Consider the following 19,926-nt stretch of genomic DNA (forward strand, 5'->3'; position numbering starts at 1 on the left):
GAAAGTAGGTCATCGTCAGGCTCTTACAGCCCAGAACGCCCCACTCAGCCATTGAGTGGGGCGTTTCTGCTTGGGGGTGCCGCGATGGCCTCCCGCCGCGAATCAATTCAAGCCTTCTGTGCAGCCCAGCCTGGCAAAGGGGCAGCGTTCAGCACCCAGTGGGCTCTGTATGCGATGAGCGTGGGGCGGGAAAACTAGCCCCTGCCCGCCTCGCTTCCCCCCGCAAACACCTTCAGTTCTCCCGAGCCGAACGCTTTCCATTCCTCGTTCACCGTCAACGGCTCCGTCGCCAACAATTGCACCTTGTCGGATGGTGTGGTGAGGGGGGCGAAATCAATGCAGAGATCTTCATCCGATAGCTGGGCGACGGCAAAAGGATGCCGCCTCTGCAGGTGATAAAGGTGGGTGGAGGCATGGGCCCACAGGGCTTCGCCATTGGACAGTAGAAAATTAAAGGTGCCGTGCGCGGCAATTTGCGGTGTCAGCTCCCGCAGCGTGCGGGTGAGTTCGTCAATGCTGGGCATGCCCGCATGCGATTTGGCAAGCTCTTGCAGCAGCCAGCAAAACGCATGCTCGCTGTCGGTGTTGCCCACCGGATGAAAATGCGCATGCAGGCGTGGACGAAACTCCTTTAGATCGCCGTTGTGCGCAAAAACCCAATAGCGTCCCCACAGCTCGCGCACAAAAGGATGGCAGTTCTGGAGGCTGACAGGCCCCTGCGTGGCCTTGCGGATATGGGCAATGACGTTGAGGCTTTTGATGGGATAGTGCCGGATGAGCTCGGCAATGGGTGAATCGGCCGCGCGCAGATGGTCCACGAAATGGCGCAGGCCCCGGTCTTCGAAGAACGCAATGCCCCACCCATCGGCGTGATCGGCGGTATTGCCGCCACGTTGCGCAAACCCCCGAAAGCTGAAGGTGATGTCCGTGGGTGTATTGCTGTTCATTCCAAGCAGCTGGCACATGAGAGGATCCTGTGATGGTGTGGAGACATACGGGGTCAGGGCTTCCGAGCGACGGTGGCCTGGCCTGCCGTACCGCGCAATTGCCAGGCCGCAATGAGCGCCAGCAGGCAGAGTCCTGCCAGCATCATGAAGGTTTCGCCGAACGCCGCGATGCGTGCGGGGCTCGTGGCTGCGGTCGTCAATGAGTCACCATGCGCGCCCAGGCGCCATTCCAGCACGATTCCGCAAAGACCCACTCCTGCCGCGCCCCCCAGCATGCGCACGAAGCCGATGATGCTCGATCCCTGGGAAATGAGCGTCTTGTCCAGCGGCCGCATGGCGCCCAGATTGAGCGAGGGCAGGATGAAGCCCAGCCCGATGCGGCCCAGCACGGCAAACAGCACCAGCGTCCATAGCGCAGACTGCAGATCCACCAGCTTCATCAGCACAAAGGAAAGGCCCAGCAGCGCCAGGCCGGAGCCGACCAGCCAGTGGGTGGGAGCCCTGTCGGCCAGCCGGCCGACCAGCGGAATGGTGACCGCCAGCACGAGGCCGGAGGGCAGCATAATGGTGCCCACATGCGAGGCTGAGAGCTGCAACCCCAGTTGCATGAAAACCGGTAGCAGATACGTGGAGCCAAAGAGCGCGGTGCCGTAGACGAAGGCCACCACACTGCCCATGGCGAACTGCCGGCATTCAAAGACCCTCAGGTCCATCAGGGGTTTGTGCCCGCGCCGCGCCATGCGCCGTTGCCACCACAGGAACAGCACCACGAACAGCATGGCAGCGCCCAGGAGCAGGATCGCCTGGGCGTAAGGCCCGCTGTGCAGCGCCACCAGGCCATTGAGCAGGCACAGCGTGCCCAAGGTACCCAGCGCCAGCCCGCGCCAGTCCAGTGGTTCGCCGTTGCGGTTCGCTGGCATTCCGCCGGGGGCGGTGGTGGGCACGAATTTGTAGGCCAGTGTGATGGATGCCAGGCAAAACGGCACGACCATGAAAAAAATCGAACGCCAGCCAAACCAGTCCACCAGCAGGCCTCCCAGGCTGGGCCCGATGGCGGGTGCCAGTACCACCCCCATGCCGAAAATGCCGCTGGCACGCCCCTGTTCATGGGGTTGGAAGGCATACAGGATGATCACTGCGGGAATCGGCTGTACCACCCCGGCGGCCAGCCCCTCGGCCACACGGGCGGCGAGCACCAGTCCGAAATGCCCGGCGATCCCGCCGCCAATGCCCCCTGCGAGCAGCAGCACCATGGCGCCTACGTAGGTGGCACGGTAGCCATACCGCGACAGCAGCCACGGCGTGGTGAGCATCGACACCGTGGTGGCCACCATGAAGCCCGACGTGACCCATTGGGCGCGTTCCTGGCCGAGCGCGAAATAGTGGCTCATGTCCGGAATCGCCACATTCACGATGGTGGACGACATGATGGACGCCATGGTCCCCACCATCACCGAAAACAGCACCAGCCAGCGGTACCGCTCACCGTAGCGCTCGCGCAGCACGGTGAGCGAGCCGCAGGGCTGTGTCATGGCGCGGCGCTCAGGAGCGTTCGGTCCAGAGCGTGCCGCCGGTGGCCCAGTTTTCGCGTTTGATATCGGTGATCAGGATGTTTACCGACTCGGGCGAGCCGCCCAGGATTTCGACCGAGACGCGGGTGATTTCTTCCACCAGCTTCTTCTTTTGTTCGACCGTGCGGCCTTCCATCATTTCAACGTGGTACGTGGGCATATCAGCCTCCTTGGGGGGCAACAAACAAAAGAGAAATCATATCGGCGGCTGTGGCGTGTCCGAACCAGGCGCACCGCAGGCGGGGCAGATGCAGCGTTGGCCGCGCTCGGCCACGGGCAGCGCATCCAGGGCGCCGGGCGCGATGCGCTTTGTCATGCACCAGCAGCTTTCGGGCGGCTGCCCTGCGGCCATTGCACATTGGTTGGGCTGGCCGCACAGGGGGCAGCAAGCGGGATCCGGTTCTGGGCGTGGCATGGAGGTGGATGAGCGGTGCTCGCACAGGAGCGCAGGTAACCAGTGTACGGTGGCGGCCTGTGGTGGGCGGGTTGGACAGGCTTCGTGCATGGGGCGCTTGCCGGTGGTTCATTCTTCGGTTGATACTATAAAAAATAGCTGCTACCGCTTTATTCACGGACGCTAAGAGTCATGTTGACCTGATTTTCTACGGGCCTCTGCGACACGCGCGGTTTCGATGACGCCAGCCCCTTGTCGTTCTCGCTCGAGCCACCGGGGCCACCCTTTGGGCCCCTCAGTCACACAGCCGCTCCGCCACAAACTGTCGGAACAAACCCATCGACGGCGCCTCGGTGCGCCCGGCCAGCGTGACGAACGCAAAGCGCGCGCCAATGGCCAACGGCGGCGCGGTCGCCAGTTCAGCCAGCTGTCCCGCGTCGATGCCGGCGCGTGCCGCCGCCACGATGCCCTGGTAGATCGCGTCCGAGGCCTTGACCGTTTCGATCAGGCTCGTGATGTCGTCGCAACGCAGGCTCACGGCCTGCTGCGGGTCGGCCCGCGGCCCGAAGCGGTTGACCAGCATGTGCGCCACTTCCGCGCTGATCGGCGTCGAGGCCAGGGGGTAGCGCAGCATCTCGTCAAAAGACACTGGCCTGCCGGCCTGCAGCAAGGGGTGGCCGCTGCGGCAGACAAAGCCTGCGCGCAGTTCGGTCAGGTTCTCTATGGCCAGGTCGGGTGCCGGCGCGATGCGGCGAACGTCGATGACCAGTGCGTCCAGCGTGCGCTGGCGCAGCAGCATCAGCTGCAACTCCGTCGCGCCCGGCGACACGCTGACCTGCACGCCCGGATGGTGCTGGGCCATGTACACGAGAAACGGCGTCATCAGCATCACGCCCGGCCCCGAACCCAGGCCGATGCGGATGGCGCCCAGGTCGCCTTGCTTGAGCAACTCGGCACTGCGGCGCAGCTCGGCCGCCTCGAACACCATGCGCCGGGCGCGCACGGCGACGGCCTGGCCCAGCGGCGTGAGCTCGTTGCGCTTGCCCGTGCGGTCGATCAGGCGCGCGCCCAGGTCGCCTTCCAGGGTCTGGATGCTGCGGCTCAGGGCCGACTGCGTCAGATGCTGCTGCTCGGCGGCACGGCTGAAAGAGCCGGTCTCGGCCACGGCGAGCAGGTGTTCGAGGTGTTGGAGGTTCATGGTGCAGGTGCATTGAATGAGTAATACGAATATCAATCACAAAAATAATGCATTAGACGCATTAATTCGGGAGGTCTAGCATTCTGAAGTGCATCCCCCTGCACTCATTCCAAGGAGACATCCCGTGAACACATTCAAGAAATTCGGCGTCCTGCTGGCAGGTCTGCTGCTGGCCACCGGCGGCGCCCTCGCCCAAACCTACCCGACCAAGCCGGTCAACCTGATGGTGCCCTACCCGGCGGGCGGGCCATCCGATGCGATCGCGCGCATCTTCACCGTGCCGCTGGGCAAGGAGCTGGGCCAGCAGGTGATCGTGGAAAACCTGGGCGGCGTCGCTGGCGCGCTGGCCGCGCAAAAGGTGCTGGCGGCGCCCGCCGACGGCTACTACCTGTTCCAGGGTTCGCCGAACGAGGTGATTCTTTCGCCGCTGGCCAACGCAGCCGTCAAACTCAAGGCCGAGGACTTCCGCCTGGTGCATCCGGTGGCCGAATCGGTGATGGTGTTTGTCGCGCGCAAGGACCTGCCGGCCAACAGCGTTGACGAATTGATCGCGCTGGCGCGCAAGTCGGGCGACAAGCCGCTGACCTACGGCAGCGTGGGCATCGGCTCGCTCTACCACCTGATCCTTGAGAACGTGCAGCAAGTCGCCGGCATCAAGCTGACGCACGCGCCGTACAAGGGCAATGCGCCGCTGCTGCAGGACATAGGCGGCGGCCAGGTGGATTTCGCCGTGCTGGTCTACAGCGCCGGCATGGGCGCGCTGGCCGAGCAGGGCCGGCTCAAGGTGATAGGCCAGCTGGGCGCGCAGCGCTCCGAGCTTCTGAAGAACGTGCCGACCGCCAGTGAAGGCAAGGAGCTGAAGAACTTCTCGTACAAGATCTGGAGCGGCCTGATGGTGCCCAAAAGCACGCCGGAAAACGTGGTGCAGCGGCTGCAAAAGGCCATAGGCGAGACGCTGAAAGACCCCTCCGTGCGCTCGCAACTGGCGGCGCAGGCGGCGCAGCCATCGCCAGCCATGTCGCTGGCCGAATCGGCGAAGTTCTTCGAGGCCGAGACCGCGCGCTACCGCAGCATCGCCAAGTCGATCAATCTGCAGCCGCAGTGAGGTAAGTCCATGAGCACCTTGCTTGAGGAACTGCACGCGCAGGCCAATGAGTTCATAGGCCTGCGGCGCGACATCCACCGCCACCCCGAGCTGGCCTTCGACGAGCACCGCACCTCGGCGCTGGTGGCCGAGAAGCTGCAGGGCTGGGGCTACGCGGTCGAACGCGGCCTGGGCGGCACCGGCCTGGTCGGCCGGCTGGTGCGCGGCGAGGGCCGGCGCCGGCTCGGGCTGCGCGCCGACATGGACGCCCTGCCCATCCACGAGGCCACCGGCCTGCCACATGCCAGTTGCCATGCGGGCGTGATGCACGCCTGCGGCCACGACGGCCATACCGCCATGCTGCTGGCCGCCGCGCAGCACCTCGCCGAGCACGGGCGCTTTTCCGGCACCTTGAACCTGATCTTCCAGCCAGCCGAAGAAGGCGGCGGCGGCGCGCTGCGCATGATGGATGATGGCCTGTTCGAAAAGTACCCCTGCGATGCGGTCTTCGCGATGCACAACATGCCCGGCATCCCGCAGGGCCGGCTGGTCCTGCGCGAAGGCGCCGCCATGGCTTCGTCGGACTACGCCACCGTCACGCTTACCGGCGTGGGTGGTCATGGCGCCATGCCGCACCGCGCGGCCGACCCCGTCGTGGCGGCGGCGAGCATCGTGATGGCGCTGCAGACCATCGTCTCGCGCAACATCGACCCGCTGCAGATGGCGGTGGTCACCGTGGGCGCGCTGCACGCCGGCAAGGCCAACAACGTGATCCCTCAAAGCGCGACGCTGGAGCTCAGCGTGCGCTCGCTGGATCGCGAGGTGCGCGGCAAGCTCGAGCAGCGCATCAGGGCGCTGATCGCCGCGCAGGCCGAAAGCTTTGACGTCACGGCGCAGATAGCCTGGCGGCCCGGGTACGCGGTGCTGGTCAACACGCCCGGCGAAACCGCCTTCGCCCGCGAGGTGGCCCTGGAGCTGGTCGGCTCCGAGCGCGTGACCCTGCAAGGCCCAGCCGTGTCCGGCAGTGAAGACTTCGCCTTCATGCTGGAGCGCGTGCCCGGCAGTTATCTGTTTATCGGCAACGGCGATGGCGACAGCGCCGGCGCCTGCATGGTGCACAACCCTGGCTATGACTTCAACGACGCCAACCTGCCCATAGGCGCGGCCTACTGGGCGCTGCTGGCGCAGCGGTTTCTGGTCTGAACCCGCAGCCGATCTGAACGACAACGGCGCCCGAGGGCGCCGTTGTTTTTAGATCAAATAGGACTCTGGCGATTATGTAGTAAGCGCTGGAAGCTATTTAATTAATAGCAATTCGCGCAGACGTGATCAGGCAGTGCCTGCCTTCACCTGCAGGCGCCAGGCGTGCAGCAGCGGCTCGGTATAGCCGCTGGGTTGCTCGGTGCCCTTGGTCACCAGCTCCACCGCGGCGCGGTAGGCGTACGAGGTGTCGAAGTGGCCCGCCATGGGTTGGTACAGCGGGTCACCAGCGTTTTGCTGGTCGACCACGGCGGCCATGCGGCGGAAGGTTTCCTGCACCTGCGCCTCGGTCACCACGCCATGCAGCAGCCAGTTGGCCATGTGCTGGCTGCTGATGCGCAGCGTGGCGCGGTCTTCCATCAGGCCCACGTTGTGGATGTCGGGCACCTTGGAGCAACCCACGCCCTGGTCCACCCAGCGCACCACGTAGCCCAGAATGCCCTGGGCGTTGTTGTCCAGCTCCTGCTGGATCTCCTCGTCGCTCCAGTTCGGGTTGGCCGAGACGGGAATGGTCAGCAGGCCGGTCAGCAGGTCATCGCGCAGGGCATTGGCGTCGGTCTTTTCCAGTTCGATCTGGATGTCGCTCACCTTGACCTGGTGGTAGTGCAGGGCATGCAGCGTGGCGCCGGTGGGGCTGGGTACCCAGGCGGTGTTGGCGCCGGCCTGGGGGTGGGCGATCTTTTGCTTGAGCATGTCGGCCATCAGGTCGGGCATGGCCCACATGCCCTTGCCGATCTGTGCCTTGCCGCGCAGGCCGCACGACAGGCCGACCAGCACATTGCTGCGTTCGTAGGCGGGCAGCCAGGCGCTGGTTTTCATGTCGCCCTTGCGCACCATGGGGCCGGCGTGCATGGCGGTGTGCATTTCGTCGCCGGTGCGGTCGAGGAAGCCGGTGTTGATGAAGGCCACGCGGCTGCTGGCGGCGGCGATGCAGGCCTTGAGGTTGACGCTGGTGCGGCGCTCCTCGTCCATGATGCCCAGCTTGACGGTGCTGTCGCTCAATCCCAGCAACTGCTCCACGCGGCCGAACAGTTCGGCGGCAAAGGCCACCTCAAACGGGCCGTGCATCTTGGGCTTGACGATGTAGACCGAGCCCTTGCGCGAGTTGCGGATGCCGTTCTTGCCGTGGCCTTGCAGGTCGTGCAGTGCAATGGCGGTGGTCACCACCGCGTCCATGATGCCTTCGGGAATCTCGCGCTGCTGGCCCTGGGCGTCGGTCCACAGGATGGCCGGGTTGGTCATCAGGTGGCCCACGTTGCGCACGAACATGAGCGAGCGGCCATGCAGGCGCACTTCGCCCTGGCCGCTGGCGGCCGTGTAGATGCGGTCCGGGTTCAGGCCGCGGGTCACGGTCTTGCCGCCCTTGTCGAACGACTCGGTCAGCGTGGCCTGCAGGATGCCCAGCCAGTTGGCGTAGCCCAGCACCTTGTCGTCGGCATCGACGGCGGCCACCGAGTCTTCGAGGTCGAGGATGGTGGACAGCGCCGCTTCCAGCACCAGGTCGCTCACGCCGGCAGCATCGGTCTGACCGATGGGCGTGGCGCGGTTGATCTGGATATCGAGGTGCAGGCCGTTGTGCTGCAGCAGCACCGACGAGGGCTGGGCCGCGCTGCCCTGGTAGCCGGTGAACTGGGCCGGGTTCTTCAGGCCCGTGGTGCTGCCGTTCTTCAGGGCCACCACCAGCTGGCCGCCCTCCACGCGGTAGCCCGTGGCGTCCTTGTGCGAGCCGCTGGCCAGCGGCGTGCTCTGGTCGAGCACATTGCGGGCGAACTCGATCACCCTGGCGCCGCGCACGGGGTTGTAACCCTTGCCCTTTTCGGCGCCGTCGGTTTCGGGGATGGCGTCGGTGCCGTACAGCGCGTCGTACAGACTGCCCCAGCGGGCGTTGGCGGCGTTCAGGGCGTAGCGGGCATTGAGAATCGGCACCACCAGCTGGGGACCGGCCTGGATGGCGAGCTCGTCGTCCACGTTGGTGGTGGTGGCCTGCACGTCGGCGGGCTGCGGCACCAGGTAGCCGATGGTTTCCAGGAACTTGCGGTAGGCCGCCATGTCGGTGATGGGGCCGGGGTGGGCCTTGTGCCAGGTGTCGAGCTCGGTTTGCAGGCGGTCGCGCTCGGCCAGCAGCGCGTTGTTGCGCGGGGCCAGGTCGGACACGAGGGCGTCAAAGCCTTTCCAGAAGGCGCTGCTCTGCACGCCGGTGCCGGGCAAGACCTTGTCTTCCACGAAGCGGAACAGGGAGGTGGCCACTTGCAGGCCGTGGACAGAGGTGCGTGCGGTCATGGTGCGATGCCTAAGGTGGAGAAATAAAGGGGGAACCAGCCATTGGGCCCGCTGGCGCGAGCCATGGAGAGACTGTATTGCAATTGTTTGGTGGCATAAAGTCTTTGAATATCTCGAAACCAATGACTTTTTTGCAAAAGTAGGGTGGCTGTTTAATACAAAAACAATAGCTATTAACGCTTATTGAGCAAGCGCTAGAGGCATGTTTGACTGAAACTTCTCGATCACCACCACCCGGTGGCGCGGCTGCCACTTGTCTCCATAATCAGCGCCATGGACAAACTCAAGGCCTTCGAATCCTTTGTGTCGGTGGCCACGCGTGGCAGCCTCACTGCCGCTGCCAAGGCCGAAGGCGTGGCGCCCGCCATCATGGGGCGCCGGCTCGATGCACTCGAAGAACACCTGGGCGTGAAGCTCCTGGTGCGCACCACGCGGCGCATCAGCCTCACGCACGAGGGCAGCGCCTTTCTGGAGGACTGCCAGCGCCTGCTGTCCGACGTGGCCAATGCCGAGGCCAGCGTGTCGGAAGGGGGGGTGAAGGCCACGGGCCACCTGCGCATCACCGCGCCCGCCGGCTTTGGCCGCCGCCATGTGGCGCCGCTGGTGCCGCGCTTTCGCACGGTACACCCCGATGTGACGATCTCGCTCAACCTCAGCGACCGCGTGGTGGATCTGGCCGGTGAGGGCTTTGATTGCGCCGTGCGCGTGGGCGACCTGCCCGATTCGTCGCTGGTGAGCGTACGCATTGCCGACAACCGTCGCCTCTGCGTGGCCACGCCCGCCTACCTGCAGCGCCATGGCACACCGCGCCATCCGGGCGAGTTGTCGGCGCACGATTGCCTCACGCTGTCGAGCGAGGCCTCGCAGACGCGCGGCTGGGCGTTTCGCATGCCCGCCGAGGGGGGCGGCAGCGAGGTGGTGCACCTCAAGCCGGGCGGGCCGCTCGATTGTTCGGACGGCCAGGTGCTGCACGACTGGTGCCTGGCGGGCTACGGCCTGGCCTGGCGCAGCACCTGGGAGGTGGAGGCGGAAATCGCCGCGGGCCGCCTGGTGGAGGTGCTGGAGGAGTTTGCCGCACCGCCCAATGGCATTTACGTGGTGTTTCCCCAGCGCAAGCACCTGCCGCTGCGTGTGCGCCTGTGGATCGATTTCCTCAAGCACAATTACAGCCAGCCCGGTTTCTGGACGGCTGCGTAACCCACCCTGGTGATGCGCGGCGCACTGTTGTGCCGGGGTTTACAAGGATCTGCAATGACTCTCGAAGCCGTTCTGGCCGCCCTGCATCTGGTGGCCATCCTGACCCTGGTGGTCTTTTTGTCGAGCCAGGCGGCGGTGTGCCGCATCGAATGGCTCAATGCCGCCGTGGTGGAGCGGCTGGTGCGCCTGGATGTGATCTACGGCGTGACGGCGTTCGTGCTGCTGCTCACGGGCCTGGCGCGCGTGGTGTGGGGCATCAAGGGCATGTCCTGGTATGTCTCGCAGCCCTTGTTTCATGTGAAGATCACGCTGTTCGTGGCGATGGCGCTGCTGTCCATCTGGCCCACGCTGTCGTTCCGGCGCTGGCGCCGCGACCTGCGCAGCACGGGGGCCTTGCCCGGTGCGCAAGAGGTTGCCAGGGTGCGCCGTCTCGTCATGATCCAGTCGCATGTGCTGCCCGTGGTGGCGGTGATTGCCGTGTTCTGGGCGCGCGGCTGGTAGGCCGCGCGGGGCCGTGGCTTGCGGCGGGCAGAAAAAAACCGCCTGGCAGCGCCGGCGGTTTTTTTCATGTCCAGAGCGCTTGTTGTCTCATTTCTTGAGACATTCGCGCATGAAGGCCTTGCGTTCATCGCCCTTCTTGCCGGCCGCGTCGGCGTTGCAGGTTTTCATCTTGCTTTGCTGCGTGGCCGGCTTGTTGCTCAGGCAGGTCTTCATGAAGGCCTGGCGTTCATCGCCCTTCATCTCGCCGGCATCCTTGTTGCAGGTCGCCATCCTGGATGGCTGCTTGGTGGGAGCGGGGGTGTTCTCTGCCGCGTGGGCGCTGAAACCCAGCGACAAAGCCAGGCCGAGCGCGGTCAGGGAAAGAAGCTTTTGCATGGAATCTCCTGGTGTGAATACGTTATGGGGGGTCCCGGTGGCATTGCACCATAGAACGTGTTGCGCGACAACGCGGGCCAGCCGTGAAAACAACCGCGCGACCTGCGGCGAGGGCGGTGTGCGGTGTGCGGTGTGCGGTGATTTTTCAGAGCATGCGGGGCCGGGGCGCAGCGGCTGCGTGCAAGGCGCCTGAAACGCCAGGGTCCAGCGGCGTCGGTACAGCACGATGGGCTGGGGCGGCATGCGCACAATTTCCTCGGCAATGGGTGGGATGCGCCATTCTGCCTGGGGGCGCCGCCAGCCTGCGCGCATGCCCGCCGGGGTGCGCTGGCCTGGGTGCTGGATGGCCTGTGCTGGCCGCCCCGTAAAATCCGCCGATGCTCACAGCCAAAAATGAATTGCTCGCGGCCCTTGCTGCCGAGCTGGAAATCCTGTCCCCCGGCGCTGGTGCCAAGGCGGCGTTTGAATCCCCCAAGGTTGCGGCCCATGGCGACTTCGCCTGCACCGCCGCCATGCAGCTGGCCAAGCCGCTCAAGCTCAACCCGCGCGCTCTGGGCGAGCAGCTCAAGACCGCGCTGGAGGCCACACCCGCCTTCCAGCGCTGGGTGGCCGCCATCGAGATCGCCGGCCCCGGTTTTCTGAACATCCGCCTGCAGCCCGCGGCCAAGCAGGAGGTGGTGCGCGAGGTGCTGGCCGCTGGCGCGCGCTTTGGCTACCAGGCCGATCGGGGCGAGAAGGTGCTGGTCGAGTTCGTGTCGGCCAACCCCACCGGCCCGCTGCATGTGGGCCACGGCCGCCAGGCCGCTTTAGGCGATGCCATCTGCAACCTGTTCGGCACGCAGGGCTGGAAGGTGCACCGCGAGTTCTATTACAACGACGCGGGCGTGCAGATCGACACCCTCACCAAAAGCACGCAGCTGCGCGCCAAGGGTTTCCAACCGGGCGATGACTGCTGGCCCACCGACAGCGACAACCCGCTGGCCAAGAACTTCTACAACGGCGATTACATTGCCGACATCGCCGAGGCCTTCAAGGCCCGGGCCACGGTGAAGGCCGACGACCGTGAGTTCACCGCCAACGGCGATGTCGAGGACTATGACAACATCCGCCAGTTCGCCGTGGCCTACCTGCGCAACGAGCAGGACAAGGACCTGCAGGCTTTCGCCCTGCACTTCGATGAGTATTACCTCGAATCGAGTCTGTACACCAGCGGCCGCGTCGAGGCCACGGTGAACAAGCTCGTTGCCAACGGCAAGACCTACGAGCAGGACGGCGCGCTGTGGCTCAAGAGCACCGACTATGGTGACGACAAGGACCGCGTCATGCGCAAGCAGGATGGCACCTTCACCTACTTCGTGCCCGATGTGGCCTACCACATCGCCAAGTGGGAGCGCGGCTTCACCAAGGTCGTCAACATCCAGGGCACGGACCACCACGGCACCATCGCCCGCGTGCGCGCCGGCCTGCAGGCGGCCGACGTCGGCATTCCGCAGGGCTACCCCGACTACGTGCTGCACACCATGGTGCGCGTGGTCAAGGGGGGCGAAGAGGTCAAGATCAGCAAGCGCGCGGGCAGCTACGTCACGCTGCGCGACCTGATCGAGTGGACCAGCAAGGACGCCGTGCGCTTCTTCCTGCTGAGCCGCAAGCCCGACACCGAGTACACCTTCGACGTGGACCTGGCCGTGGCGCAGAACAACGACAACCCGGTCTATTACGTGCAGTACGCCCATGCGCGCATTTGCTCGGTGCTGCGCGCCTGGCAAGAGGCGGGCGGTGGCGATATGGCGGCGCTGAAGGATGTGGATCTGTCGGCCCTCGAAGGCCCGCAGGCCCAGGCGCTGATGCTGCAGCTGGCCAAATACCCCGAGATGCTCACCGCCGCCGCGCAGGGCGAGGCGCCGCACGACGTCACCTTCTACCTGCGCGACCTGGCCGCCAGTTACCACAGCTACTACGATGCCGAGCGCATCCTGGTGGACGACGAGGCCGTGAAGAAGGCACGCCTGGCCCTCGTCGCCGCCACCGCGCAGGTGTTGCACAATGGCCTGGCCGTGCTGGGCGTATCGGCTCCAGCCAGAATGTAAGCAGTTACTACCATGAAGAAAAAACAGACGGGTGGCGCCATCATCGGGTTCATCGTCGGGGTCGTCGTGGGCCTGGGTGCCGCGCTGGCCGTGGCCGTGTATGTGACCAAGGTGCCTGTGCCTTTCCTGAACAAGGGCGGCCTGCGTGGCGTGGACCAGGATGCCGCCGAGGCCCAGAAGAACAAGAACTGGGATCCGAACTCGCCGCTCTACGGCAAGAACCCCGCGCGCCCGCCGGCTCCGGCCGCCGCCGCGTCGGCCAGTGCCAATGGCACGGCCCCGGCCGCCGATGCCACCGCTGCGCGCACGCCCGCCAGCAAGCCTGCAACGGCCGAGGCCAAGCCCGCCACGAAGGCCGACGCCAAGCCTGCCGCCTCGGCGGACCCGCTGGGCGACCTGGCCAAGGCCAGGTCGGCGGCGGTCGATCCGTTTGACTATTTCGTACAGGCCGGGGCGTTCCCCACCCAGTCTGGGGCCGATGCGCAGCGCGCCAAACTGGCCATGCTGGGCTGGGAAGCCCGCGTGAGCGAGCGCGAACAGAATGGCCGCACCATGTACCGCGTGCGCGTGGGCCCGTTTTCCAAGCGCGACGATGCCGAGCAGCTGAAGGAAAAGCTGGAAGGCGCCGGCGTCGAGTCCGCGATGGTGCGTGTCCAGCGCTAGGATGTTCATCGCCATCGCCTGAACTTTTTCGTGGGGGCGTTCTCACACCCCCAGACCAGAACAAGGAGTGTCCCCGTCATGAAACGCCGCGAGTTTTCCCTGTCCACCGCTTCGGTGGTTGCCGCTTCCGCCCTGACCCTGCCGCTGGCCACGCCGGCCATGGCGCAGGCGCGCCAGTTCAAGGAGGGCAAGGACTACACCAGGCTCGCCAAGCCCCTGGCGCCGGATGCGCCCGCCGGCAAGGTCGATGTGATCGAGTTCTTCTGGTACAGCTGCCCGCACTGCAACTCCTTTGAGCCCGCGCTCGATGCCTGGGTCAAGGCAGCCCCCAAGGATCTCAGCATCCGTCGCATTCCCGTGGCTTTCAATGCCAGCTTCGTACCCCAGCAAAAGCTGTATTTCGCGCTCGAAGGCATGGGCAAGCTCGACACCTTGCACGCCAAGGTGTTCCGCGCCATCCACGTCGAAAAACTCAAGCTGGCCAAGGACGAGGACATCTTCGCCTGGGTGGCCCAGCAGGGGGTGGACGCAGCCAAGTTCAAGGAGGTCTACACCTCCTTCACGGTGTCCAGCCAGGTGCGCCGCGCCTCGGCGCTGCAGGAGGGCTATGGCGTGGAAGGCGTTCCTTCGATGGGCGTGGCCGGCCGGTTCTATACCGATGGCACCATGGCCGGCAGCATGCAGACCGTGCTGCAGGTGGTGGAGTATCTGGCGGGCGTGGCGCGCAAGGGTTGATGCCACATTTGCCCCCGTTCGAGAGGCCCGCGTTTGCGGGCTTTTTCATGGGCGCCAGCGCTGTGCGTGGCTACAATGAACGCAAGATTTGTGCCTCATGAAAAAAAGATACCTCCCGATCCTGCTGCTCTCGGCCCTGGCCTGCGCCCCTGGCGTGGGCCATGCCGAAAAGGCCGACCGCAACAAGCCCATGAACATCGAGTCCGATGCGCTGCGCCACGATGAGCTCAAGCAGACCAGCGTGTTCACGGGCCGGGTGGTCATGACCAAGGGCACCATCGTGCTGCGCGGTGCGCAACTGGATGTGCGCCAGGATGCCGATGGCTACCAGTACGGCGTGGTGACGGCCGAACCCGGCAAGCGCGCATTCTTCCGGCAAAAGCGCGACACCGTGGCCGGTGCCCCGGACGAGTTCATCGAGGGCGAGGGTGAGGTCATCGAGTACGACGGCCGTGCCGACAATGTGCGCTTCATCACCCGTGCCGAAATGCGCCGCTACCGGGAATCGGTGGTGACCGATCAGCTCTCGGGCGCCGTCATCGTCTACAACAACCTCACCGACGTGTTCACTGTCGATGGCCAGAAGAAATCGGCCAACAGTGCAGCGGGTGAAGCGCCGGCCCCCGGCGGGCGCGTGCGCGCCGTGTTGTCGCCCAAGGAGCAGCCTCCTGCCGCTGCCCCAGCCCCTGCGGCCAGCGGGCCGGTGCTGCGCCCCAGCAACACCCTCGGCGGCGCAAGCAAGTGAGTGCAGCGACCGTGAACACAAGCCCTGACACCCAGGCGGGCAGCCGCCTGGAAGTCGCGCACCTCGAAAAGTCCTATGGCAGCCGCAAGGTCGTCAAGGATGTGTCGCTGGTCGTGCAAAAGGGCGAGGTAGTGGGGTTGCTCGGTCCCAATGGCGCGGGCAAGACCACTTCGTTCTACATGATCGTGGGCCTGGTGCGCTGCGATGGCGGTGACATCCGCATCGATGGCCACTCGGTGGCGGACATGCCCATCCACCGGCGCTCGCGTCTGGGGCTGTCCTATCTGCCGCAAGAGGCGTCGATTTTTCGCAAGCTGAACGTCGAGGAAAACGTGCGCGCCGTGCTGGAGCTACAGCGGGGCGACGACGGCAAGCCGCTCGCCAGGAAGGAGATCGAAGCACGCCTCACCGCCTTGCTGCAGGAGTTGCGCGTGGACCATCTGCGCGAATCGCCGGCCCTGGCCCTGTCGGGCGGCGAGCGCCGCCGGGTCGAAATCGCCCGCGCGCTGGCCACCCAGCCGCGCTTCATTCTGCTCGACGAGCCCTTCGCCGGCATCGACCCGATTGCCGTCATCGAGATCCAGCGCATCATCGGTTTCCTGAAGGCCCGTGGCATCGGTGTGCTGATCACCGACCACAATGTGCGCGAAACGCTGGGCATCTGCGACCACGCCTTCATCATCAGCGACGGCCGCGTTCTGGCGCAGGGCACGCCCTCCGAGATCGTTGACAACGCCGAAGTACGCCGGGTCTATCTCGGCGAGCACTTCAGAATGTGATGAAACCCGGTCTCTCGCTGCGCGTTTCGCAGCACCTGTCGCTCACACCCCAGTTGCAGCAATCCATCCGGCTGTTGCAGCTGTCCACGCTGGAGCTGTCGCAGGAAGTCGAGCAGATGCTCGACGAGAACCCTTTTCTGGAGCGCACGGCCGAGGAAGCGCCACGCGAGGAGTTCGGCCTGGACGCCGCCGACACGCCCGCGCAGGCCGACGACTACAGCGCCGACGATGCTCTGTTTTCAGGGGTTGCCAGCACAGGCAACACAAGCGTTGAAAACCCAAATGATGCTGAGCCGGCCAGCGCCGGTGCGGACGAGCCCGACTGGAGCGGCGACGGCACGGTGGAAATGGCGCCCAATGACGCCGAATGGGGCGGCGATGCGCCCGCCCGCAACCGCAACGACGCCGAAGGCGACGAGGCCGACGCCACCGAGCTGGCCCGCTCGCACGAATCACTGACGGCCTTCTTGCACCGCCAGGCGCTGGCGCTGCGCCTGTCCGAAGTGGACCGCGCCGCGCTGCGCTTTCTCATCGAATCGCTCAACGACGACGGCTACCTCGAAGAACCGCTCGAAGAGTTGGCCATCGGCCTGGCCGGGCCGGACGATCTGGAGCAGATCGAAGAACTGGTGCACCGTTTCACCGTGGCCCAGCGCCTGCTGCAAAGCCTGGAGCCCGTGGGCGTGGGCGCGCGCGGCCTGGCCGAGTGCCTGACCTTGCAGCTCAAGGCCCTGGCCGCCGACGAAGACAGCGAGATCGATCCTGCGACCGTGCAGACCGCGTTGCGCGTGTGCCAGCAGCCGCTGGAGATGCTGGCCCGCCGCGATATCCGCCGCCTGACGCAGGCGTGCGGCGATGGCGAAGAGCGCACGCGCGCCGCCATGGCGCTGATCGCCCGCCTGGAGCCGCGCCCGGGCCGCCGCTTTGCCGATGTGGAGCGCAACATCATCGTGCCCGACGTCATCGTGCGCAAATCCGGGCGCGCCAACGGGCGCGATGGCCAGCACAACTTCATCGTGCAGCTCAACCCCGACGTGATGCCCCGCCTGCGCGTGCACGACATCTACGCCGGCGCCCTGCGCGGCCACAAGGGTGGCGAGGGCCACCAGGGCATGCAGCAGCGCCTGCAGGAGGCGCGCTGGTTCATCAAGAACATCCAGCAGCGCTTCGACACCATCCTGCGCGTCTCGCGCGCCATCGTCGAGCGGCAAAAGAACTTCTTCACCCACGGCGAGCTGGCCATGCGCCCGCTGGTGCTGCGCGACATTGCCGACGAGCTGGGGCTGCACGAATCCACCATCAGCCGCGTGACCACCGCCAAATACATGGCGACGCCGATCGGTACCTACGAGCTCAAGTATTTCTTTGGCTCGGGCCTGGGCACCGAAACCGGCGGCAACGCATCGAGCACGGCGGTGCGCGCGCTGATCAAGCAGTTCGTGGCGGCCGAAAGCCCCGCCAAGCCGCTGTCCGACAGCCAGATCGCCGAGATGCTCAAGGAGCAGGGCATCGAGTGCGCGCGCCGCACGGTGGCCAAGTACCGCGAGGCGCTCAAGATCGCACCGGCCAATCTGCGCAAGGCGCTGTAGCCTTCTTTGGGGCGCGTGCCTGCCACAGCGTGCCCTGTTTGCTGTTTTTTCTCCCGTCACCCCGCTTTCCACGCCATGGCCCGTATCGTCTTCGACCTTCCCGCGCATTTCGGCTTTGCCACCGAACTGCAGATCTACATCAGCCACGTGAACCAGGGCGGGCACCTCGACAATGCGCAGCTGCTGAGCCTGGTATCCGAGGCGCGTGTGCGCTTTTTCCAGTCGCTGGGTTTCCCCGAGGCCGATGTGGGTGGCCTGTCCATCGTGGTGGGTGACATCGTGGCGCAGTACCGGTCTGAAGGTTTCCATGGTGAAACCATGCGCGTCGAGATGACTCCGGTGGATTTCAACCGCTATGGTTTCGATCTGGTCTTTCGCATGACCGAGAAAACCCAGGGCCGCGAAGTGGCGCGCGGCAAGACCGGTATCGTTTTCATCGGCAAGACCGACCGCAAGGTGGCACCGATTCCCGAATCCATCCGCCAGCTGCTGCTGCAGGCCTGAGAGGCTGAGAGTCTTTCATCCATGCCCGCCTTGCACGCCAAAACACACCGGCTCGTCGTTGCAAATACTCGCCATAGCCCGAGCTATGGCTGCGTTTTGCGCCTAGATCCGGCGCGTTTTGACATGCCTTGCAGACACGGCCGAAAAACTCTCAGCCTCTGAGCGCGTATCCTTTCGGCCAGTCTTATGAACCAACTCCAACTTTTTCTGCCCTGCGCCGCCGGCGTCGAGGGCTACCTGGCCGACGAGGTGCACGCCATCACCGGCCTTACCGGGCAAGACCTGCTGGTCGGCCGGGGCGGCGTGCTGCTGCGCGCTTCGTGGCGCGATGCGCTGCTGCTCAACCTGCACAGCCGCCTGGCCCAGCGCGTGCTGGTGCAACTGGCGCACCGACCCTACCGTTCCGAGAGCGACCTCTATGGCATGGCCAGCGACGTGGCCTGGGAGATCTGGTTCACCACGCGCCAGACCTTCAAGGTCGAGGTGACGGCGCAGCACAGCCCGCTGCAAAGCCTGAACTTCGCGGGCCTCAAGGTCAAGGACGCCGTGGCCGACCGGTTCCGCGCCAAGAGCGGCGTGCGCCCCGACGTGAACACGCAGTGGCCCGACGTGCGCATCCACCTGCACCTGACCACCGACGAGGCCACGATCTACATCGACACCTCGGGCGAGCCGCTGTTCAAGCGCGGCTGGCGCGAGGACAAGGGCGACGCCCCGCTGAAGGAAACCCTGGCCGCCGCCATGATCGCCGCCAGCGGCTGGGACCCGCTGGGCGACAACCCCCAGCCCCTGTACGACCCCTGCTGCGGCAGTGGCACCATCGTGGTCGAGGCGGCCCAGATCGCCTGCCGCATCCCGGCCGGCATGCTGCGGCGCTTTGCGTTCGAGAAACTGCTGCCGTTCCAGGCCCATGTCTGGACTGCTATTAAAAACGAAGCTGAAGGCACCATACAGAAAAGCGCTGTACCCATTTTTGGTAGTGATGTTGCCTTCCGCATGGTCGATTTTTCCCAGCGCAACGCCGAGCGCGCGGGTGTGGCCGATGCCGTGCAGCTGCGCGGTGGCGATGCCCTGCAGCGCATGCCGCCCTGCGAGCAGCCCGGCGTGATGCTGCTCAACCCGCCCTATGGCGAACGCATCGCCGCCGCCGGCACGGCGGGCCGCAACGCCAGCGAGCGCGCGGCCGACCGCGCCCAGGGCCTGGCCGTGGGCCGCGAAGAGGCGCACACCGACGATGGCGGCGAGTTCTTCAGCCAGCTGGCCGCGCACTGGAAGAAGAACTACGCCGGCTGGCAGGCCTGGATGCTCACGCCCGACCTCAAGCTGCCCGGCAAGATGCGCCTGAAGGAATCGCGCCGCGTGCCGATGTGGAACGGCCCCATCGAATGCCGGCTGTTCCGCTTCGACATGGTCAAGGGCTCGGTGCGCGCACCGCGTGCCGCCGATGGCCCAGCCCCCAAGGCCCATGGCGGCTAAACCCCATCGCTGCCTGCTGCAGTGGCCCGAACGCGGGCAGGCCGACGCCGGCGCGCGCCCGCTGGTGCTGGACACCAACATCGTGCTCGACCTGCTGGTGTTTGCCGACGCCGCCGTGGCGTCCGTGCGCAGGCTGCTGGACGCGCAGCAGCTGTGCTGGGTGGCCACGCCGCCCATGCGCGACGAGCTGGTGCGTGTGCTGGCCTATCCGCAGATCGTGCCGCGGCTGGCTTTTTATGGGCTCACCGCCGGCCAGCTGCTGCAGACCTACGAAGCCCAGGTGCGCTGGGTGGACGTGGCACCGCGCGTGTCCGCCGTGTGCAAGGATGCCGACGACCAGCATTTCATCGACCTGGCCGTGGCCCACCGCGCCATCCTGCTCAGCAAGGACAACGCCGTTCTGTGCATGCAAAAACGGCTGCTGGCGCTGGGTGCGCATGTGGCAACAGCGATTGTTTTTGAAGCAGACGAGCGGCTGGAAATTGCGCCGGCAAGTGCTGCCGCTACACCTGCTGCCATGCAGATCGCTTGACTTGCCGCA

Annotated in this window: 20 protein-coding genes; 13 read left to right on the forward strand and 7 right to left on the reverse strand. The window is 65.6% G+C overall.

Annotation, left to right across the window (positions count from 1 at the left end; all coding sequences use genetic code 11):
• Positions 1-194: 194 nt before the first annotated feature.
• The 5 genes from AC1Q5S_RS10850 to AC1Q5S_RS10870 all read right to left on the reverse strand — a co-directional run bounded on the left by AC1Q5S_RS10850 (position 195) and on the right by AC1Q5S_RS10870 (position 4,110).
• Positions 195-965: a class II glutamine amidotransferase gene (locus tag AC1Q5S_RS10850; protein ID WP_303834660.1), complete on the reverse strand. Its 771-nt coding sequence runs from the start codon at positions 963-965 to the stop codon at positions 195-197.
• A gap of 35 nt (positions 966-1,000) precedes the next feature.
• A complete protein-coding gene (locus AC1Q5S_RS10855) occupies positions 1,001-2,479 on the reverse strand; it encodes a DHA2 family efflux MFS transporter permease subunit (protein WP_422203831.1) in 1,479 nt (492 codons plus the stop codon).
• A 10-nt stretch (positions 2,480-2,489) separates the two neighbouring features.
• Positions 2,490-2,678, reverse strand: coding sequence for a 4-oxalocrotonate tautomerase (locus AC1Q5S_RS10860; protein ID WP_422203833.1), 189 nt, complete (start codon positions 2,676-2,678; stop codon positions 2,490-2,492).
• A 36-nt stretch (positions 2,679-2,714) separates the two neighbouring features.
• On the reverse strand, positions 2,715-3,023 hold the full coding sequence (locus AC1Q5S_RS10865; RefSeq protein ID WP_422203835.1) for a cysteine-rich CWC family protein: 309 nt from the start codon (positions 3,021-3,023) through the stop codon (positions 2,715-2,717).
• Between the two features lie 184 nt (positions 3,024-3,207).
• Positions 3,208-4,110 (reverse strand): LysR family transcriptional regulator, encoded by a 903-nt coding sequence (locus AC1Q5S_RS10870; RefSeq protein ID WP_303834651.1) that lies wholly within the window; start codon positions 4,108-4,110, stop codon positions 3,208-3,210.
• A gap of 124 nt (positions 4,111-4,234) precedes the next feature.
• Here AC1Q5S_RS10870 and AC1Q5S_RS10875 point away from each other — a divergent pair, with 124 nt between their 5' ends.
• Both AC1Q5S_RS10875 and AC1Q5S_RS10880 read left to right on the forward strand, forming a co-directional pair.
• Complete coding sequence (locus tag AC1Q5S_RS10875) at positions 4,235-5,215, forward strand: tripartite tricarboxylate transporter substrate binding protein (RefSeq protein WP_303834649.1); 981 nt, start codon at positions 4,235-4,237, stop codon at positions 5,213-5,215.
• A gap of 9 nt (positions 5,216-5,224) precedes the next feature.
• Positions 5,225-6,397 (forward strand): M20 aminoacylase family protein, encoded by a 1,173-nt coding sequence (locus AC1Q5S_RS10880; RefSeq protein WP_303834647.1) that lies wholly within the window; start codon positions 5,225-5,227, stop codon positions 6,395-6,397.
• Positions 6,398-6,523: 126 nt separating this feature from the next.
• On the opposite strand, the gene AC1Q5S_RS10885 is transcribed toward AC1Q5S_RS10880, so the two are convergent.
• Positions 6,524-8,734 (reverse strand): malate synthase G, encoded by a 2,211-nt coding sequence (locus AC1Q5S_RS10885; RefSeq protein WP_303834645.1) that lies wholly within the window; start codon positions 8,732-8,734, stop codon positions 6,524-6,526.
• 273 nt (positions 8,735-9,007) lie between these two features.
• On the opposite strand from AC1Q5S_RS10885, the gene AC1Q5S_RS10890 reads away from it, so the two are divergent.
• Complete coding sequence (locus AC1Q5S_RS10890; RefSeq protein WP_303834643.1) at positions 9,008-9,931, forward strand: LysR family transcriptional regulator; 924 nt, start codon at positions 9,008-9,010, stop codon at positions 9,929-9,931.
• A gap of 54 nt (positions 9,932-9,985) precedes the next feature.
• Positions 9,986-10,432 carry a DUF2214 family protein gene (locus AC1Q5S_RS10895; RefSeq protein WP_303834641.1) on the forward strand — a complete coding sequence of 149 codons (447 nt, stop codon included), beginning with the start codon at positions 9,986-9,988 and terminating at the stop codon, positions 10,430-10,432.
• A gap of 87 nt (positions 10,433-10,519) precedes the next feature.
• On the opposite strand, the gene AC1Q5S_RS10900 is transcribed toward AC1Q5S_RS10895, so the two are convergent.
• Entirely contained in the window at positions 10,520-10,807 is a 288-nt protein-coding gene (locus AC1Q5S_RS10900) for a PsiF family protein (RefSeq protein ID WP_422203842.1), read from the reverse strand.
• 377 nt (positions 10,808-11,184) lie between these two features.
• On the opposite strand from AC1Q5S_RS10900, the gene argS reads away from it, so the two are divergent.
• The 9 genes from argS to AC1Q5S_RS10945 all read left to right on the forward strand — a co-directional run bounded on the left by argS (position 11,185) and on the right by AC1Q5S_RS10945 (position 19,917).
• Entirely contained in the window at positions 11,185-12,894 is a 1,710-nt protein-coding gene (argS, locus tag AC1Q5S_RS10905) for an arginine--tRNA ligase (protein ID WP_303834637.1), read from the forward strand.
• Positions 12,895-12,906: 12 nt separating this feature from the next.
• On the forward strand, positions 12,907-13,557 hold the full coding sequence (locus tag AC1Q5S_RS10910) for an SPOR domain-containing protein (protein WP_026435415.1): 651 nt from the start codon (positions 12,907-12,909) through the stop codon (positions 13,555-13,557).
• 78 nt (positions 13,558-13,635) lie between these two features.
• On the forward strand, positions 13,636-14,292 hold the full coding sequence (locus AC1Q5S_RS10915; RefSeq protein ID WP_026435414.1) for a thiol:disulfide interchange protein DsbA/DsbL: 657 nt from the start codon (positions 13,636-13,638) through the stop codon (positions 14,290-14,292).
• Between the two features lie 97 nt (positions 14,293-14,389).
• A complete protein-coding gene (gene lptA / locus AC1Q5S_RS10920; protein ID WP_026435413.1) occupies positions 14,390-15,037 on the forward strand; it encodes a lipopolysaccharide transport periplasmic protein LptA in 648 nt (215 codons plus the stop codon).
• Positions 15,038-15,048: 11 nt separating this feature from the next.
• On the forward strand, positions 15,049-15,816 hold the full coding sequence (gene lptB, locus AC1Q5S_RS10925) for an LPS export ABC transporter ATP-binding protein (RefSeq protein WP_303834633.1): 768 nt from the start codon (positions 15,049-15,051) through the stop codon (positions 15,814-15,816).
• A complete protein-coding gene (locus AC1Q5S_RS10930) occupies positions 15,816-17,405 on the forward strand; it encodes an RNA polymerase factor sigma-54 (protein ID WP_422203850.1) in 1,590 nt (529 codons plus the stop codon). The genes lptB and AC1Q5S_RS10930 overlap by 1 nt, the downstream gene beginning before the upstream one ends.
• Before the next feature lie 75 nt (positions 17,406-17,480).
• The gene (locus AC1Q5S_RS10935) at positions 17,481-17,909 is read left to right on the forward strand and encodes an acyl-CoA thioesterase (protein ID WP_303834629.1); all 429 of its coding nucleotides are present in this window, start codon (positions 17,481-17,483) and stop codon (positions 17,907-17,909) included.
• Between the two features lie 186 nt (positions 17,910-18,095).
• Entirely contained in the window at positions 18,096-19,385 is a 1,290-nt protein-coding gene (locus AC1Q5S_RS10940; RefSeq protein WP_422203852.1) for a THUMP domain-containing class I SAM-dependent RNA methyltransferase, read from the forward strand.
• Positions 19,375-19,917: a putative toxin-antitoxin system toxin component, PIN family gene (locus AC1Q5S_RS10945; RefSeq protein WP_422203854.1), complete on the forward strand. Its 543-nt coding sequence runs from the start codon at positions 19,375-19,377 to the stop codon at positions 19,915-19,917. Before AC1Q5S_RS10940 ends, AC1Q5S_RS10945 begins: the two co-directional genes overlap by 11 nt.
• Positions 19,918-19,926: the final 9 nt, after the last annotated feature.

The sequence above is a fragment of the Acidovorax sp. GW835-FHT14B10 genome, from assembly GCF_058793725.1.

What these genes read in the sequence shown, in the direction of transcription:
- AC1Q5S_RS10860 (WP_422203833.1), bottom strand. Translation starts at nt 2,678, where the DNA reads ATGCCCACGTACCACGTTGAAATGATGGAAGGCCGCACGGTCGAACAA.
- AC1Q5S_RS10935 (WP_303834629.1), top strand. Translation starts at nt 17,481, where the DNA reads ATGGCCCGTATCGTCTTCGACCTTCCCGCGCATTTCGGCTTTGCCACC.
- AC1Q5S_RS10870 (WP_303834651.1), bottom strand. Translation starts at nt 4,110, where the DNA reads ATGAACCTCCAACACCTCGAACACCTGCTCGCCGTGGCCGAGACCGGC.
- AC1Q5S_RS10885 (WP_303834645.1), bottom strand. Translation starts at nt 8,734, where the DNA reads ATGACCGCACGCACCTCTGTCCACGGCCTGCAAGTGGCCACCTCCCTG.
- AC1Q5S_RS10895 (WP_303834641.1), top strand. Translation starts at nt 9,986, where the DNA reads ATGACTCTCGAAGCCGTTCTGGCCGCCCTGCATCTGGTGGCCATCCTG.
- argS (WP_303834637.1), top strand. Translation starts at nt 11,185, where the DNA reads ATGCTCACAGCCAAAAATGAATTGCTCGCGGCCCTTGCTGCCGAGCTG.
- AC1Q5S_RS10890 (WP_303834643.1), top strand. Translation starts at nt 9,008, where the DNA reads ATGGACAAACTCAAGGCCTTCGAATCCTTTGTGTCGGTGGCCACGCGT.
- AC1Q5S_RS10880 (WP_303834647.1), top strand. Translation starts at nt 5,225, where the DNA reads ATGAGCACCTTGCTTGAGGAACTGCACGCGCAGGCCAATGAGTTCATA.
- AC1Q5S_RS10865 (WP_422203835.1), bottom strand. Translation starts at nt 3,023, where the DNA reads ATGCACGAAGCCTGTCCAACCCGCCCACCACAGGCCGCCACCGTACAC.
- AC1Q5S_RS10930 (WP_422203850.1), top strand. Translation starts at nt 15,816, where the DNA reads ATGAAACCCGGTCTCTCGCTGCGCGTTTCGCAGCACCTGTCGCTCACA.
- AC1Q5S_RS10900 (WP_422203842.1), bottom strand. Translation starts at nt 10,807, where the DNA reads ATGCAAAAGCTTCTTTCCCTGACCGCGCTCGGCCTGGCTTTGTCGCTG.
- AC1Q5S_RS10910 (WP_026435415.1), top strand. Translation starts at nt 12,907, where the DNA reads ATGAAGAAAAAACAGACGGGTGGCGCCATCATCGGGTTCATCGTCGGG.
- AC1Q5S_RS10945 (WP_422203854.1), top strand. Translation starts at nt 19,375, where the DNA reads ATGGCGGCTAAACCCCATCGCTGCCTGCTGCAGTGGCCCGAACGCGGG.
- AC1Q5S_RS10855 (WP_422203831.1), bottom strand. Translation starts at nt 2,479, where the DNA reads ATGACACAGCCCTGCGGCTCGCTCACCGTGCTGCGCGAGCGCTACGGT.
- lptA (WP_026435413.1), top strand. Translation starts at nt 14,390, where the DNA reads ATGAAAAAAAGATACCTCCCGATCCTGCTGCTCTCGGCCCTGGCCTGC.
- AC1Q5S_RS10940 (WP_422203852.1), top strand. Translation starts at nt 18,096, where the DNA reads ATGAACCAACTCCAACTTTTTCTGCCCTGCGCCGCCGGCGTCGAGGGC.
- AC1Q5S_RS10915 (WP_026435414.1), top strand. Translation starts at nt 13,636, where the DNA reads ATGAAACGCCGCGAGTTTTCCCTGTCCACCGCTTCGGTGGTTGCCGCT.
- AC1Q5S_RS10850 (WP_303834660.1), bottom strand. Translation starts at nt 965, where the DNA reads ATGTGCCAGCTGCTTGGAATGAACAGCAATACACCCACGGACATCACC.